This window comes from Nitrosomonas oligotropha, from assembly GCF_009833085.1.
GTDB classification, from domain to species: Bacteria; Pseudomonadota; Gammaproteobacteria; order Burkholderiales; family Nitrosomonadaceae; genus Nitrosomonas; species Nitrosomonas oligotropha.
In genome coordinates, this window is the sequence record NZ_QRBZ01000033.1 from 23,423 (window position 1) to 37,451 (window position 14,029).

At 47.1% G+C, this 14,029-nt stretch carries 18 protein-coding genes; 10 read left to right on the forward strand and 8 right to left on the reverse strand.

Translation table 11 applies throughout. The features are described from left to right. The first annotated feature begins 2 nt into the window (after nucleotides 1-2). From ABD07_RS10940 to rsmA, 6 genes are all read left to right on the forward strand, one after another. Nucleotides 3-257, forward strand: coding sequence for a hypothetical protein (locus ABD07_RS10940; RefSeq protein WP_108697173.1), 255 nt, complete (start codon nucleotides 3-5; stop codon nucleotides 255-257). 4 nt (nucleotides 258-261) lie between these two features. After that, nucleotides 262-606, forward strand: coding sequence for a DMT family protein (locus tag ABD07_RS10945; RefSeq protein WP_108697172.1), 345 nt, complete (start codon nucleotides 262-264; stop codon nucleotides 604-606). A 189-nt stretch (nucleotides 607-795) separates the two neighbouring features. Then, a complete protein-coding gene (locus ABD07_RS10950) occupies nucleotides 796-3,012 on the forward strand; it encodes an LPS-assembly protein LptD (protein ID WP_160818296.1) in 2,217 nt (738 codons plus the stop codon). Nucleotides 3,013-3,055: 43 nt separating this feature from the next. After that, nucleotides 3,056-4,384, forward strand: coding sequence for a peptidylprolyl isomerase (locus tag ABD07_RS10955; RefSeq protein ID WP_160818297.1), 1,329 nt, complete (start codon nucleotides 3,056-3,058; stop codon nucleotides 4,382-4,384). Then, nucleotides 4,374-5,384 carry a 4-hydroxythreonine-4-phosphate dehydrogenase PdxA gene (gene pdxA / locus ABD07_RS10960; RefSeq protein ID WP_160818298.1) on the forward strand — a complete coding sequence of 337 codons (1,011 nt, stop codon included), beginning with the start codon at nucleotides 4,374-4,376 and terminating at the stop codon, nucleotides 5,382-5,384. The genes ABD07_RS10955 and pdxA overlap by 11 nt, the downstream gene beginning before the upstream one ends. Further along, nucleotides 5,374-6,138, forward strand: coding sequence for a 16S rRNA (adenine(1518)-N(6)/adenine(1519)-N(6))-dimethyltransferase RsmA (gene rsmA, locus ABD07_RS10965; RefSeq protein ID WP_160818299.1), 765 nt, complete (start codon nucleotides 5,374-5,376; stop codon nucleotides 6,136-6,138). Before pdxA ends, rsmA begins: the two co-directional genes overlap by 11 nt. A 58-nt stretch (nucleotides 6,139-6,196) precedes the next feature. Here rsmA and ABD07_RS10970 read toward each other — a convergent pair whose 3' ends face one another. The 3 genes from ABD07_RS10970 to ABD07_RS10980 are packed head-to-tail and all read right to left on the reverse strand — an operon-like array spanning nucleotide 6,197 to nucleotide 8,215. Next, nucleotides 6,197-6,697, reverse strand: coding sequence for a TPM domain-containing protein (locus tag ABD07_RS10970; protein ID WP_160818300.1), 501 nt, complete (start codon nucleotides 6,695-6,697; stop codon nucleotides 6,197-6,199). After that, nucleotides 6,698-7,600: a TPM domain-containing protein gene (locus ABD07_RS10975; protein ID WP_205010685.1), complete on the reverse strand. Its 903-nt coding sequence runs from the start codon at nucleotides 7,598-7,600 to the stop codon at nucleotides 6,698-6,700. Nucleotides 7,601-7,606: 6 nt separating this feature from the next. Beyond that, complete coding sequence (locus ABD07_RS10980) at nucleotides 7,607-8,215, reverse strand: LemA family protein (protein ID WP_108697166.1); 609 nt, start codon at nucleotides 8,213-8,215, stop codon at nucleotides 7,607-7,609. Nucleotides 8,216-8,797: 582 nt separating this feature from the next. Here ABD07_RS10980 and ABD07_RS10985 point away from each other — a divergent pair. Both ABD07_RS10985 and corA read left to right on the forward strand, forming a co-directional pair. Continuing rightward, complete coding sequence (locus ABD07_RS10985; protein ID WP_160818301.1) at nucleotides 8,798-9,157, forward strand: hypothetical protein; 360 nt, start codon at nucleotides 8,798-8,800, stop codon at nucleotides 9,155-9,157. A gap of 426 nt (nucleotides 9,158-9,583) precedes the next feature. Further along, entirely contained in the window at nucleotides 9,584-10,552 is a 969-nt protein-coding gene (gene corA / locus ABD07_RS10990; RefSeq protein ID WP_160818302.1) for a magnesium/cobalt transporter CorA, read from the forward strand. Between the two features lie 165 nt (nucleotides 10,553-10,717). Here corA and ABD07_RS10995 read toward each other — a convergent pair whose 3' ends face one another. After that, nucleotides 10,718-10,939, reverse strand: a complete 222-nt coding sequence (locus ABD07_RS10995) for a hypothetical protein (RefSeq protein ID WP_160818303.1) — start codon at nucleotides 10,937-10,939, stop codon at nucleotides 10,718-10,720. A gap of 128 nt (nucleotides 10,940-11,067) precedes the next feature. Between ABD07_RS10995 and ABD07_RS11000 the strand changes: the two genes are divergently transcribed. Together ABD07_RS11000 and ABD07_RS11005 are read left to right on the forward strand one after the other, a co-directional pair. After that, on the forward strand, nucleotides 11,068-11,460 hold the full coding sequence (locus ABD07_RS11000; RefSeq protein ID WP_160818304.1) for a hypothetical protein: 393 nt from the start codon (nucleotides 11,068-11,070) through the stop codon (nucleotides 11,458-11,460). Between the two features lie 165 nt (nucleotides 11,461-11,625). Beyond that, nucleotides 11,626-12,069, forward strand: coding sequence for a hypothetical protein (locus tag ABD07_RS11005; RefSeq protein WP_160818305.1), 444 nt, complete (start codon nucleotides 11,626-11,628; stop codon nucleotides 12,067-12,069). Nucleotides 12,070-12,188: 119 nt separating this feature from the next. Here ABD07_RS11005 and ABD07_RS11010 read toward each other — a convergent pair whose 3' ends face one another. From ABD07_RS11010 to ABD07_RS11025, 4 genes are read right to left on the reverse strand one after another with little or no spacing between them, the layout of a single operon-like run. Continuing rightward, a complete protein-coding gene (locus ABD07_RS11010; RefSeq protein ID WP_160818306.1) occupies nucleotides 12,189-12,578 on the reverse strand; it encodes a hypothetical protein in 390 nt (129 codons plus the stop codon). Between the two features lie 7 nt (nucleotides 12,579-12,585). After that, complete coding sequence (locus ABD07_RS11015) at nucleotides 12,586-12,756, reverse strand: hypothetical protein (RefSeq protein ID WP_160818307.1); 171 nt, start codon at nucleotides 12,754-12,756, stop codon at nucleotides 12,586-12,588. Between the two features lie 13 nt (nucleotides 12,757-12,769). Continuing rightward, a complete protein-coding gene (locus ABD07_RS11020; protein ID WP_160818308.1) occupies nucleotides 12,770-13,747 on the reverse strand; it encodes a zonular occludens toxin domain-containing protein in 978 nt (325 codons plus the stop codon). Then, entirely contained in the window at nucleotides 13,744-13,950 is a 207-nt protein-coding gene (locus ABD07_RS11025; protein WP_240142525.1) for a DUF2523 family protein, read from the reverse strand. Before ABD07_RS11025 ends, ABD07_RS11020 begins: the two co-directional genes overlap by 4 nt. Nucleotides 13,951-14,029: the final 79 nt, after the last annotated feature.

A 14,029-nucleotide genomic window follows, 5' to 3' on the forward strand; every position in this document is an offset into this window, starting at 1 on the left:
AAATGTTTTCTAATTCAGAGAATATTTTTTGGTATGTAAATCAAACAGGGATAATTTTTGAAATTATTGGTGCAGTAATTATTGTCATTTCAGCTTTCAGAACAAGAAAAAAGATTAAAGATGTCCCAGATTCTTGGGAAGCAAATCTCACTGAGAAGTTAAGAAACATAATATCAAACCAGGCTTTTACTGAGCTGTGGGGTTTTGGTTTCTTGGCAATAGGATTAGTGATGCAGTTTATAGGTGGTTTTGAGTAATACCATGCGCGAAATTGGGCATACCATCCTGCTATTGACGATGAGTAATGTGTTCATGACCTTCGCCTGGTATGCGCATCTGAAGGAATTAAATCACAAACCGTGGATTATCGCCGCGCTGGTGAGCTGGGGCATTGCGTTTTTCGAGTACATGCTGCAAGTTCCGGCCAACCGGATCGGTTACACGGTATTGTCGGTCGCGCAGCTCAAAATTTTGCAGGAAGTCATCACGTTGACCGTGTTTGTGCCATTTGCATTGTTTTATTTGAAAGAACCGCTGAAACTGGATTATCTCTGGGCCGCATTATGCATGGTGGGCGCGGTTTATTTCATGTTCCGCGCACGCTGACCGGATTTTGATGTTCTGAACAATTTAAAATCCCTATTTTTCGATAGAACATCGGTTGCGAGAAATAGTACAATGTTGAGTTATTGGGATAAATAAGCCGGTGGGATTTTGCGATGAATCCGGTAAACCGGCGATCAAGGATTGCGAATAATTGAATCAGACAGACAGGCATTGCACACTAAATCCAGAATGAAGTTATCTATTATCCCAAGTATATTTATCCTGGTATTAGTTCTCGCTTTACCGCTCAACGGATGGAGCAGTTGCGTCGTTCCCAAAACCGAAGGCGAAGGTGAAATTGAAAGCGAACCTAAACCCATCGTCAAACCGCAGAAGAAACCTGTGTTCATCGAGGCCGACCGTTTAACCGGCTATTATAAACAAGAAGTCGAAGCGACCGGAAATGCGGTTTTGCAGCAAGGTGACAATACCCTTACGGCAGACCGTGTCAAATATTACGAACAGACCGAAGATGCTGAAGTTGAGGGGAATATCCGCCTGGAAAGACCGAAAGATATTCTGCAAGGCAAGAAACTCGAACTCAATATGAAAACCGAAGTCGGTCAATTGACCGAGCCGCGCTATTCGATGAAAAAAGGAAAAGGGCGCGGCGCTGGCGATATCTTGTATTTTGAAGGCAAAGATCACTACCGGATCAAAGAGACCAACTACACCACTTGTCCTCCTAAAAAAAGGGATTGGTATCTGCGCGCGGATGAGCTGGAAATCGACAACGACAAAGAAGTGGGTACCGCAAAGCATGTCAGCGTTGTGTTTAAAGATGTGCCGATTCTGTATTCTCCGTGGATAAATTTCTCCTACAGCGGCCGGCGAAAAAGCGGATTGCTGTCGCCTGTCGCGGGCTATAACGCCAAAACCGGCTTTGATATGGGGTTGCCGATCTATTTGAATATCGCACCCAATATCGATGCCACGATCACACCGCGGATTATGACGATGCGCGGCTTTTTGCTAAGCAACGAGCTGCGTTATATCGGTAATAACAACATGAACGGTCATTTGCTGTTCGATATTCTGCCGATGGACATTAATACCAACCGGACCCGCTGGGGCGTTTTATTCACGCATTCGCAGAATATCGGCCGGGGCTGGCAGGGTTTTCTGAATTATAACGAAGTATCGGATGACCGGTATTTTCGCGAACTTACTCCTAATTTGGCACAGACCAGCTTGACTAACTTGTCGCAACAAGCCGGTGTTTCATACAACGGTAGACTGGGTAAGGACGGTGCATTGCAATTCACCGGATTTGCACAGCGTTTTCAAACCCTCCAGGATCCGTTTGCGCGGTTTGTTTCTCCTTACGAGCGATTGCCGCATTTTGCTTTGAATGCAGTCAAATATAATGTCGGCAAAATGGATTTCGAGATGAAAAGCAGCTGGACGAATTTTTATCATCCGACGCTCGTCGATGGCAATCGCCTGGTTTTTTATCCCAGTGTCAGTGTTCCGTTGCGCAATGAATTCGGCTATATCACCCCTAAATTCGGGCTGCACTATACCCACTATAATCTCGATTCAGCGCCGGTTGAAGGTAAAAGCAACAACCTTGACCGTACCGTGCCGATTTTCAGCTGGGATAGCGGCATTGCATTTGACCGTCAAGTCAGGCTATGGGATACAAAATTTGTTCAGACGCTGGAACCGCGCTTGTTCTATGTTTACGCGCCTTACCGGAATCAAAGCTTCTTGCCTAATTTCGACTCCGCCGTCAATGACTTCAGTTTTGCGCAAATATTGACCGAGAACCGTTTCAGCGGCGGTGATCGCATCAATGACGCCAATCGTGTCGTGACTGCGCTGACCTCGCGCTTCGTGGAACAGGAGACGGGCATCGAACGATTGCGCCTTGCTGTCGGGCAGCAATTCAATTTTAACGACCCTAAAGTTCTATTGCTTCCACCGCAAGTCACCAGCGGCCGGTCGGACTTCATTGCCGCGATATCCGGACGTCTGACACCGACCATCAGTGCCGACTCGAATGTCCAGATGGACGAATCGAAATTATGGATTGAAAAGGTCCGTACCGGTATCAGCTACCAGCCGGAAGCCGGTAAGGTGCTCAATCTGGGCTACCGGTTTACCCGCGGTGTATTGGAGCAAGTGGATACTTCGATGCAATGGCCGCTGGGCGGAAATTGGCATGGCGTTACCCGGGTCAATTATTCGTTGCTGGATGATAAAATTCTGGCCGGTTTGGCCGGTTTTGAATATAACTCGTGTTGCTGGGCTTTACGGGTTGTACTGCAACGGTTGACGACCGCGACACAAACGACCACCACCGCATTTTTTGTGCAACTTGAGTTAAAAGGGTTAATGGGACTTGGCAATAACCCGTTGCAGGTACTGCAACAAAGCATTCCCGGCTATACCAGCGTTCATTAAGCGTTGATTTTTTCCTATCGCATTTATCCAGTGTTGTCATTTTATGCATAAAAGCAATTATTTTTGCATTCCCTTGCTGCTTACCGTATTGCTATCGGCACCCGTTGCCGCGCAGGAGTCGATGTTTGTCCCGGCGGCCAAAGCCATCGATCATATCGTCGCCGTGGTGAACGAAGATGTGATCACGCGCCAGGAGCTTGACGATGCGGTGAAGATGGCGATTGGCCGTCTGCAACAGCAAGGCGTGCAATTACCGGATCAGCGCAGCCTGGAAAATCAAGTACTGGAATCGGTCGTCATGAAACACATCCAATTGCAGCATGCCAAGGAAGTTGGTTTGGCGGTTGGTGAAAGCGAATTGGATGAAACCATACAGCGGATTGCGGCGGATAATAAATTATCCTTGCCGGAATTTCATGCGGTACTGGAAAAGGATGGCATCAGCTACAACAAATTCCGCGATGAAATCCGCGAAGAAATGATCATGGCGCGGCTCAAGGAACGGGAAGTAAAGCATCAGGTGAATGTGACCGAAGGGGAGGTGGATAATTACCTCCAAACACAGAAATCCACTTCCGAAGGCCAAGACGAATACCGCCTTGCGCATATTTTGATCCTGGTGCCGGAAAATACCGCGCCGAGTCAAGCACAGCAACGAGCGGAGCGGGCAAAATTGGCATCCGATAAGCTTCAACAGGGTGTGGAATTTTCCCAGGTCGCAGCGGAATTTTCCGATGCAGCCGACGCCAAGACCGGCGGCATTATCGAATGGCGCCCAATCACGCAAATGGGCCCAACTTTCGCCGAGCTGTTGGAACAGCTGCAACCCGGCGATGTGACACCGGTGGTGCAAAGTCCCAGCGGTTTTCATATTTTCAAGCTGCTTGGCCGGCGTGCTCAGGAAACACCCACCGTCATCATTGACCAAACCCATGCACGCCATGTATTGATTAAGATTAACGAGCTGACTTCGGAAAGCGATGGCAAGCAAAAGATTCTTCAGATTAAGGAGCGGCTGGATAAGGGAGAAAACTTTGAAGAAGTCGCGAAACTGTATTCCGAAGATACCAGCGCTTCTTCCGGCGGCGACCTCGGCTGGCTCTCGCCGGGCGACACCGTGCCAGATTTTGAACGGGCCATGAATGCACTGCTACCGGGGCAGGTCAGCGATCCGGTCCGGTCGCAATTTGGCTGGCACTTAATCCAAGTGCTGGAACGCCGCTCGCAGGATATCAGCCTGGACCGGCGCCGTCAGACTGCAAGGCAAGCGATCCGCTCACGCAAAGCCGATGTCGTGGTGCAAGAATGGCTGCGGCAGCTGCGCGATCAAGCGTATGTGGAATACCGTTTGGACGATGATCATGAACACTAAAATTATTCCCTCACTCGTACTGACACCGGGTGAACCGGCAGGAATCGGCCCCGACTTATGCGTGCAAATCGCGCAGCAACCGTTATCGTGCCGCTTGGTTGCTGTTGCGGATGGTGAATTACTGATGGCGCGCGCGCAGCAGTTGCAGCTTCCGCTGAAACTGATCGATGCCGCCACAACGCCGCCAGCGCCGCATGAAGCCGGCAGCTTGCAGCTGATGCATGTGCCTCTGGCGCAAACAGCGATTCCGGGCACATTGAATCCAGAGAATGCGCAGTATGTGCTCGAGACGCTCCGCCTTGCGGTTGCCGCCTGCCAGTCTGGTCAGTTTGACGGCATGGTGACGGCCCCCGTGCATAAGGGGGTGATCAACGATGCCGGCATTCCATTCACCGGACATACCGAGTATTTATCCGAATTGCTGCACAGTCCCGTCGTCATGATGCTGGCGGGCGGGAATATGCGTGTGACACTGGCAACCACGCATTTACCGCTGAAAGATGTGGCCGCGGCCATCACGGCGGATCGCATCGAAAGCAAACTGCGCATCATTCAACGCGATCTGATCACGCGCTTTATGTTGGAAAATCCGCGCATTGCTGTCGCCGGGCTTAATCCGCATGCGGGTGAGTCGGGGCACTTGGGCCGGGAAGAAATCGATGTCATCATTCCGGTGTTGAATAAATTACGCGCCGAAGGCATGCAGTTGACTGGCCCGATACCGGCGGATACCTTGTTCAACCCGGCGCAACTGAAACAATTCGATTGCATATTCACCATGTACCACGATCAGGGTCTGCCGGTTCTAAAACATGCAAGTTTTGGCGGCGGCGTGAATATTACCCTGGGATTACCCATTATTCGCACATCGGTCGATCACGGTACCGCATTGGAACTGGCTGGAACAGGACGGGCGAATCCTGGCAGTCTGCTGACAGCGATTGAAACGGCTATGCAGCTAGCAAAGAACCAAACCCAATTTCTCCGTCATGCATCATAATCCACGCAAGCGTTTTGGCCAGAATTTCTTGGTCGATCAGCATATTATTGCGCAAATCGTCGCTGAAATTTATCCGCAAAAAAGCGACCGGATTATTGAAATCGGCCCGGGATTGGGCGCACTGACGCGCCCTTTGTTGCAGGCTCTGGATCACTTGCACGTGATCGAAATTGACCGGGATATTGTGAGCAAGCTGAATCAAGCGTTTACTCAGGAAGAATTGACCATTCATTCCGCCGATGCATTGAAATTCGATTTTTCCGCATTGGGCAGCAAACTGCGCATTGTCGGTAATCTGCCTTATAACATTTCAACACCGCTGCTATTTCATCTGAGTCAATTCTCGGAACATATCCTGGATATGCATTTTATGTTGCAAAAGGAAGTCGTCGATCGCATGGTCGGTTCACCCGCCACAGCCGATTACGGGCGGCTTTCCGTCATGCTGCAGTACCGTTTCGATATGGAATATGTTTTCAGTGTTCCGGCGGAATCATTCCGTCCCGTACCAAAAGTTGAATCGGCTATCGTTCGCATGATTCCGCGCGATTCGTCCGCGCGCATCGTTAAGGATGAAGCGTTATTTTCACAAATTGTCACCGCGGCATTTTCACAGCGCCGCAAAACCCTTCGCAATACGCTGCAACAACATTTAACAGCCAGTGATTTCAGTGCCTTGGGAATCGATCCGGGGTTGCGCGCCGAGAATTTGTCGGTGGAGGAGTTTGCTGCGATTGCGAATTTCCTATCCTGACGGTTGGCAGTGCATTCTTGTCGATTCGATGGCAGGTACTCCTTAACTGCACGCCGCGCTAGAGCACTGCGGGTTTATTGGGAAGTTCATTGGTATCTTTTTCCGGATCAAATGGAAAATATTTCTGCAACTGCATGCCAACTGCACGAATACCCGCGATGACGCCAGCCTCGAATTGTTGTTGCCGGAATGCCGATTCCATCGTCCGGCAAATATCCTGCCATTCCTGTTCCGGGACTTTGGCGTGAATACCGCGATCGGCGATGATTTCCACCATGCGGTCGGCCAATAACAAGTAAATCAGCACGCCGTTATTGTGTTCGGTATCCCAGACCCGGATTTTTGAGAACACTTCAATCGCGCGTTCCCGCGCGGTCTGATCTTTGAGCAGCGGCAATGTATTCAGCGCCGCTTCCACGGCAAAACAAATTTCACCGCCATGTGTCATTTCCGATTGCACAATCGCCTGTTCGATCGCTGCAAGCGATGCGGCCGGGAATGTGCGGCGTTGGATCAATTGTCCGGTTAATAAATGGCGCAGGATACGAGCAAAATTCATTTACCACCTCCCCGATGCGCCACCGCCGCCAAAACCGCCGCCCCCGCCACCAAAGCCACCACCGCCGAAACCACCACGATCAAAGCCACCGTGCCGGTAACTGCGATCTGACCAGCCGCCGCGCCCGGTTCGATAAATTCCTCCGCCGCTATTCAGAAAGAGATTGACGAAAAACGCCGCGATCGCAACCAGAATGGCAGCCGTTATCGACGCAAAAGACAACCATCCGATGAATCCCACGCCAATACCGGTGACCATTGCACCAGCAAGACGGCCAAGAAAAACTTGTAAAATTCTTCCCAGCACCATCGCTCCGATCAGGAGGGAAATAAAATTCTCAACCGGAGAATGCTCACTCGCAGCGCTATTACTGCTACGGGAGTTCTTAGGAAGCGGCAGCGGTTCGCCCTGAATCAAATGGATGATGGCCTCGATTCCGGCATCGATGCCATTGGCAAAATGCCCCAGTTTGAAATGCGGCGTCATAATATCCGCGATAATGCGTTTGGCCATCGCATCCGGTACCGCACCTTCCAATCCATAGCCAACTTCGATGCGCAAGGCGCGGTCGTTCTTGGCGATAAGTAATAAAATGCCGTCGTCGACGCCCTTACGTCCTAATTGCCACGCTTCCGCCACACGCATGGAATACTGCTCAATGGTCTCAGGCTGTGTAGTCGGAATGATTAATACCGCAATCTGATTGCCTTTGGTTTTCTCAAATGCCAGCAATTTCTGCTCCAGATGCATGACTTCACTGGCGGAGAGGGTTGCGGTCAAATCGTTGACACGTGCTTTGAGCGGAGGAATGGCTGCATCGGCCATAGCGATTGCAGCGCTAAACAGCGTGGTTATGAGCAACCATGCTGTTATTCCCGTCCGGATCATTCTAGTGAGTATCATAGTGACTTATTTAGCCGCCGGTACGGGCGCAGCGAAATCTACTTGGGGCGCAGCCGATATTTCTTGTTCATTTTCCACGGTGAAACTGGGTTTGGTCTGAAAACCGAACATCATTGCCGTGAGATTGCTCGGGAAAGAGCGCACCACGATATTGTATTCCTGCACCGCCTTGATATAACGATTGCGCGCCACGGTAATGCGATTCTCGGTGCCTTCCAGCTGTGCCTGTAAATCGCGGAAATTCGCATCCGACTTTAATTCGGGATAATTCTCGGTGACGACCAGTAATCGAGAAAGTGCACTCGATAATTCACCTTGTGCGTTCTGGAATTTGGCGAAAGCTTCGGGATTATTGAGCAGCTCCGGGCTAGCTTGAATACCGCCGACTCTGGAGCGAGCCGTCGTGACGCCGAGCAGCACATCTTTTTCTTGCGCGGCAAATCCCTTAACCGTATTGACCAGATTAGGCACCAAATCAGCGCGGCGCTTATATTGATTCAAAACTTCCGCCCAACTGGCTTTAATTTGTTCATCAGTGGCTTGCAGCGTATTGTAACCGCAACCGCTTAACAGAAGCGCATAGAGAATTACCGTGAGCGATAGAAAAGCACGCATATCCTGCTCCTATGAAATTGAAATTATCTTATAAATGGAGATGAATGTAGCAATTACAATCTTTATCGCTATTTGCTTTCATCAAAACCGGAAAGTAGCAATATCTTACTCATTCTATCGTTTAAATTTTGTAGATAATTATCTGTTGCAGCGAGGAAAGTACAACCTAGGCTTTCTGATAATCACACAATTACCCAAATTCGTGTATCCGCATCTATTGGAAAATGCCGGCCGGCATATTCACCTTCGCTATGAATGGTCTGGTTCGAAAAGCTACGAATGGTCGGAATATTGTTTTAGTCCGAAACCGAAACCAGCCTGAACAACGCAGTCAAAAAAACCTACCGGCTCGTAAAAGAAGCATTTCCGCTGTATTACTCAGCCAGTCTGCATGTAAACTCCCTCTGTAAGTAGACTATAGTTTTGAGCAAAGCCGGTTGTTTCCAATGGGAACGGTTAGGAGCCGAAAGGTGACTATGATCCGGTTCGAATCCGGCGGCAGATAAGACGAATTATCAATGAATGGTACGGAAGGTTATGAATTTTCTTCTATTCGCCCTGGAATCACAGGATTGGCCACAAATGCGGCCATGGTTAAATAGACCCGAAGCTTACGGAATTCCATTGAACTATAAAACGTTAGAGGATGTGCTATCGGGAAAATTAGGGGATTACTCAGCCTGCCAGATATTCACACCCCAAAAAACTCAATTCGACGATAGGGTTTTATTGTCGCTGCTTTTCAAAACAATCGAGCCAACTTTGCGTGACATCATGGAAAAAATGACGCCGGAAGAATTCGGTTATGGCGGCATATCTCCAAGTGAGATAGGCCCAGGTTTAAAAGAGCGACGCGGAATGATTCTTTTAATTAAAGAAAATATACAAGAACTTGAGCTTAAAAAAGGCGCTAATGCTAAAAAGCTTGCGGCTTTAAGTTGATGAGCCATTGTTAAATTATGTTTAAACCTTCCTTAAGTAACATTCTTAATCGAGATAGACAAACCATAGATTAAGAAAAAACTTACGGTCGGCGAGGTAAATATGCACGAGTAACCATTTACCTCATCTCCACGTATGGTTTGTCATGGATTAATGGAAGCAATTTGTGCTTGTCGTAGGGTTTCAGATTGCGTATCCATTAATGGAACCGTCCACCGCCATGAGGCAAGCATGGTTGCATCGGTTCTTTTTTTATTTATGTCTAGCGTTAAATTTTCGCGTTATTTGGTACTTCGTCACTCAACTTATTAAGTGCGTTTTTATAAAATACTCTCTTGATAGTTACACTGTACTTGGCGCTTTTTTCAGCTCTTCCTCACATCAGCATGTAAAATATCATTTATTTTATAGTTTAGGATTTAAGCTGTGCTTATTAATTGCGTTGCTTACGAGAACGGTGAGCGCTTAGTAGCTAATCTTAGGGTAGAGGATATCAGTGCTTACCTTAAACGACCAGGATGCTTTGTTTGGGTTGCCCTTCGGGATGCGACGATTGAAGAACTTGACAAGATGAAGGAAGAATTCAATCTCCATGAGTTAGCTGTAGAGGATGCGCGTCATGGTCATCAACGCCCAAAGCTTGAAGAGTATGGCGAATCAATGTTTGTGGTTATGCATTTACTTGATCTGAGCAAGGAAGAAAACACCTTAGGTGAAATACATATCTTTGTTGGTCCTAACTATGTTTTGTCGGTTAGGAATAGAAGTCAGCAACATTTTTTTGAAGTACGGGAGCGTTGTGAGCGGGAGCCGCATCTCCTTAAACAAGGATCAGGATTTGTCTTATATGCTTTGATGGATGCGGCAGTCGATCATTATTTCCCAATTATTGATCAACTGGAATCGGAGCTGGAAAAAATTGAAGAGCAAATCTTTACCCAAGGAGCCATTCGAACCAACATTGAGCGGCTCTATCAGCTTAAGCGGAAAATCATGATTCTAAAGCATGCCGTTGCTCCACTTATTGAAGCCGCGGGCAAGTTATCTGGTAACCGGTGTCCTATTTTATGTTCCAACTTTCGAGATTACTTTCGGAATGTTTATGATCACTTAGCGCGGATTGATGCATCCATTGACACTATTAGAGATACTATCGGTACTGCTATGCAGGTAAATCTTTCGATGGGAGCTATCGAAAACAATGAAGTGAGCAAGCGACTTACCGCGTGGGCTGGAATTTTTGCCGTCGCTACAGCTTTAGCCGGGATTTGGGGAATGAACTTTGAACGTATGCCAGAACTGGATTGGGAATACGGCTACCCAATGGCACTTTTGATTATTTGTTTGGCTTGCTTCTTTCTTTATATCCGCTTTAAGCGCATCGGTTGGTTGTAAATTTGTTTCAGATCATTTGTCCCAACGTTTCAAAGTAATTGTCCGCCGTCAATAATGACTTACTAATTTTTTGCCCTGCATTGCGCAAAGGATAATCTATTTTACATAATACAAATTATAAGCAATTGAACCGCAGGAAAATAGGGCGTAGAAAGAGCGATAATGTCACTTTGCTTTTAAGTAATTTGCTAAATGTTTTTCGGCGTGAAAATTTAAACATCCACTAAGCGCCCGACAAAATAGCCGCAGTTCTTCCGGATCAACGCCTGACAAAATCAGGCGTTTTTTTTCGTCTGCAGCATGGCGGTAGTATTTACGCTTTCGGTTTTTGTTGCGGGTATAACGGATTTGCCAGTAGATGTTGCGAAGCTTTGTGAATATAGGCATTGATGAAACTCCGACAGTGAAACATATGGAGTTTAGCGGTATTTAAAACCAATTATAAACCTGTAGAATGAAATGGTTTATCAGGTATAGATAGTGATAACATCAATGCAGTGAGAGTGAGTTTAAAAATGGAAAAGATACTTTGGATAATTTCGGTTACGGCTTTAATATTTATTATCGCCATAGTGACAATTTATTTCAAAATCTATGCATCAAATGAATGGTCAGACAACATAAATGAATGGAGTGGATTTGGAAATTTTGTAGGCGGAACATTAAGCCCCTTACTAGCTTTTTCAGCATTAATAGCATTAATTTTTAGTATTCAGAATCAAATTAAAGAATTTAAAAAATCAAATCAGCTGCTCATAGAACAAAATAATTTGATTAAAAATCAAACTGAAGAAGCAAACAATTCGCGCATGAGAGAAGTTGAATTAAAGAAAGTTGATATTGTAAATAAGTGGATTTTATTAGCTGATGAAGCACGATTTGAACTTGTTGCAATTAAACATAATTAGCACGGTAAATTAACAGCCAATCCCTATGAAAGAATAGCTGCAGTACCAACAATTTTATTTATCGCAAAACCTATCGTGGAGGATTTCTCTAAGCTCTCTTTCTTGGTACCAAACCAAGCGAGTGGCGAATGTTCAAAGTGGAGCAACATACAAAGAATTAGAATCATGATACATGGCTACAACTCTGTGCAAGAGCTATGGCGAAAACGGAATGAAATTGAAAGGCCGATTAGAGAAAAAATTATACAACAACATTCCACGGAATCATATGCATATGTCACGCTTGAGCAAGCAGTAGAATGTGTAGGCAAAGCTGATCTCAGCGTACTGATAGATATAACTGAGAAAGTCATAAGACAAACTGATGATTTGCTAGTTGAGTTAGATGACTTTGTTGCTAATTTCCCGGTATATGCAAAAACTCGCATAAACTTAGAAATTATCAGAAATTATGGTTCAGTTTTGAATTATTCGAAATATGGAAATAAAGTACCTCCCATTCTACGAAAGTCACAAAAAGCCGATTATTCTTCAGTTACAGAGCTATTTGGCCTCACCACTGACCAATTGGAAGAACGATATTCAACTGGTTACGAAGATATACCATAACTTAACAGATTTGTTGGATTTGGTGAGTCGCCACCAAGACCTCGATTAGTAGGGATCGGGCAGCATGCCCCTTGCGGGTCATACCCTTCGCGCCGGTCGGCGGCGCGACCCTTGGGCTTTCAGCGGTTTAAAGTTGCGGTGTTTTGTTCGGCAAAGGGGAAAGTCTGCTTTCCAGCCAGCGGCGGGTCATCCGTGATTAGTTTTCTATTGGGTATCTGAGTATCGCCGCTAACACACTTCCAGAAGTTTGAATGCTTGTTTGCTTCAACCAGTCCGGCTGAGCGATGTGACAACGGGCCAGCCGGTTGGAAAAATTCCGTCACTTTGATATCCAGCACTTTTTCATACTTCCGGACAGTGCGCTTTGAATGCACAATGTATAGGAAGCGCCAGCCGTAATACTGACCGGTGAATAGCATTCCCAGCGCCGAGTTCAGCACGCTGACATCCCCGGAATAGTTGAGAATCGCGGTTTGTGCGATTTGTAGTAATTCATCAGGTTTTTTCATGGCACTATTAATTTTCAGGTGCTCCGAAGCCATATTCTTCAAGTTCGGTATTGATGTCATCAAGTAGAAGTTGTGTTCTTTCGGTTTCTTCCAGAGACATGCCGCCAAGTTGCAAGGCCAAGTTGTAATCTGATCGTAATTTCATAAGTTCGTTGAATCTTTGCTGTGATAGTTCCATTTTCTAATCTCCGTTACATTTTCTTAGGTGAAAGCCAGCCGTAATTGATGGCCGCATTGCAGGTATCCGGAACGATATTCAAACGTTGCGCCTGGTAGCCGTAGCAGATGCAGTTTGATTTGCTGGAAACACAGGCGGCGACTTGTCCCCAGTCGACTGAATCCGACAACATCGACAGCGAATGTTTGACCGGTGCATTGTCGGTGGCCGGTTGCGCTACTGGTATGATGGTCGGTGGCGGTATATCACTCCCCTGCTTCGCGGTTTGTTCGGTTTTTGGTTCTTCCTGCTTGGCCAAGTTCGAGCCGATAGGGTTTTCCAATTTGCTGCTAATTGTCGTGTACGTCATGAAGCCCATCGCGGGGACGGCGAAGAGCATAAACACAGTCGCATAGACCATTTTCGGCACAGAGCGTTTTTGCTTTGGCAGGTGCTTAGTTGCTGAGTAGAATTCATTGAATACCGATTTGTCCAGCTTGTACGGTTTCGATACTGCCCTGTTTTGGTTGGTCGGCATGATCGGGTTGGCGCAGTATTCCGGCCATTCATAGGAGTATGTCCCGCGCCAGTCGGTGAACAGGTGAATATGCTTGTCGACGTTCAGCAGTACATGCGGATGCAAAAAGTGTGGATCTTGTGTCAGAAGCAGGAAATCAAGCGCGTGCTTGCGGTGTTTTCTCAGGTATTGGAGGAATTCCGGAATGGTTTTAAGGTGCAGTGCCGGCCACACGTCGGCGGCTTCGTCCACCACGATCAATGAATCCTCTTTAAGCGTTGTCAGCTCATAGACACCTTTGCGGCCTTCCACCGGCTCGGCTTCATTCCAGCGGTTTAAATCGTCATTGGTCAAATCGATGTGGCTGAATTTCAGATCCGGTATGCCATTGGTGTAAACAATTCTGCCTTTTTTCAATTCTGGCTTGATAAAGCTGGAAACGGCAAAGACGGTTTTTCCGGTGCCAGGCTTGCCGGTAACAAGGGTTATGCTCATTTCGGTATCACTCCCAGTTTGGGCAACAGTACGAAAGTAAGCCGGAAGCTGATCGCTCCTACAATGATGCCGATGCCTTGACCAAAACCGGCCAATCCGACGACCTGGAGAGCAAAAGACGGAAAAGCGTTGTAGTAGCCTTGCGCCATAGAAAAAAGCTGTGCCAGGACGGATTCCGACAGCACCATAAGTGATAAGGCCAACGCCGACACCCATGAGAGCGCGAACGGCCAAATAACCAATGCCAGCAGAAAGAAATGCACCTAAAGGAATTAAGATATT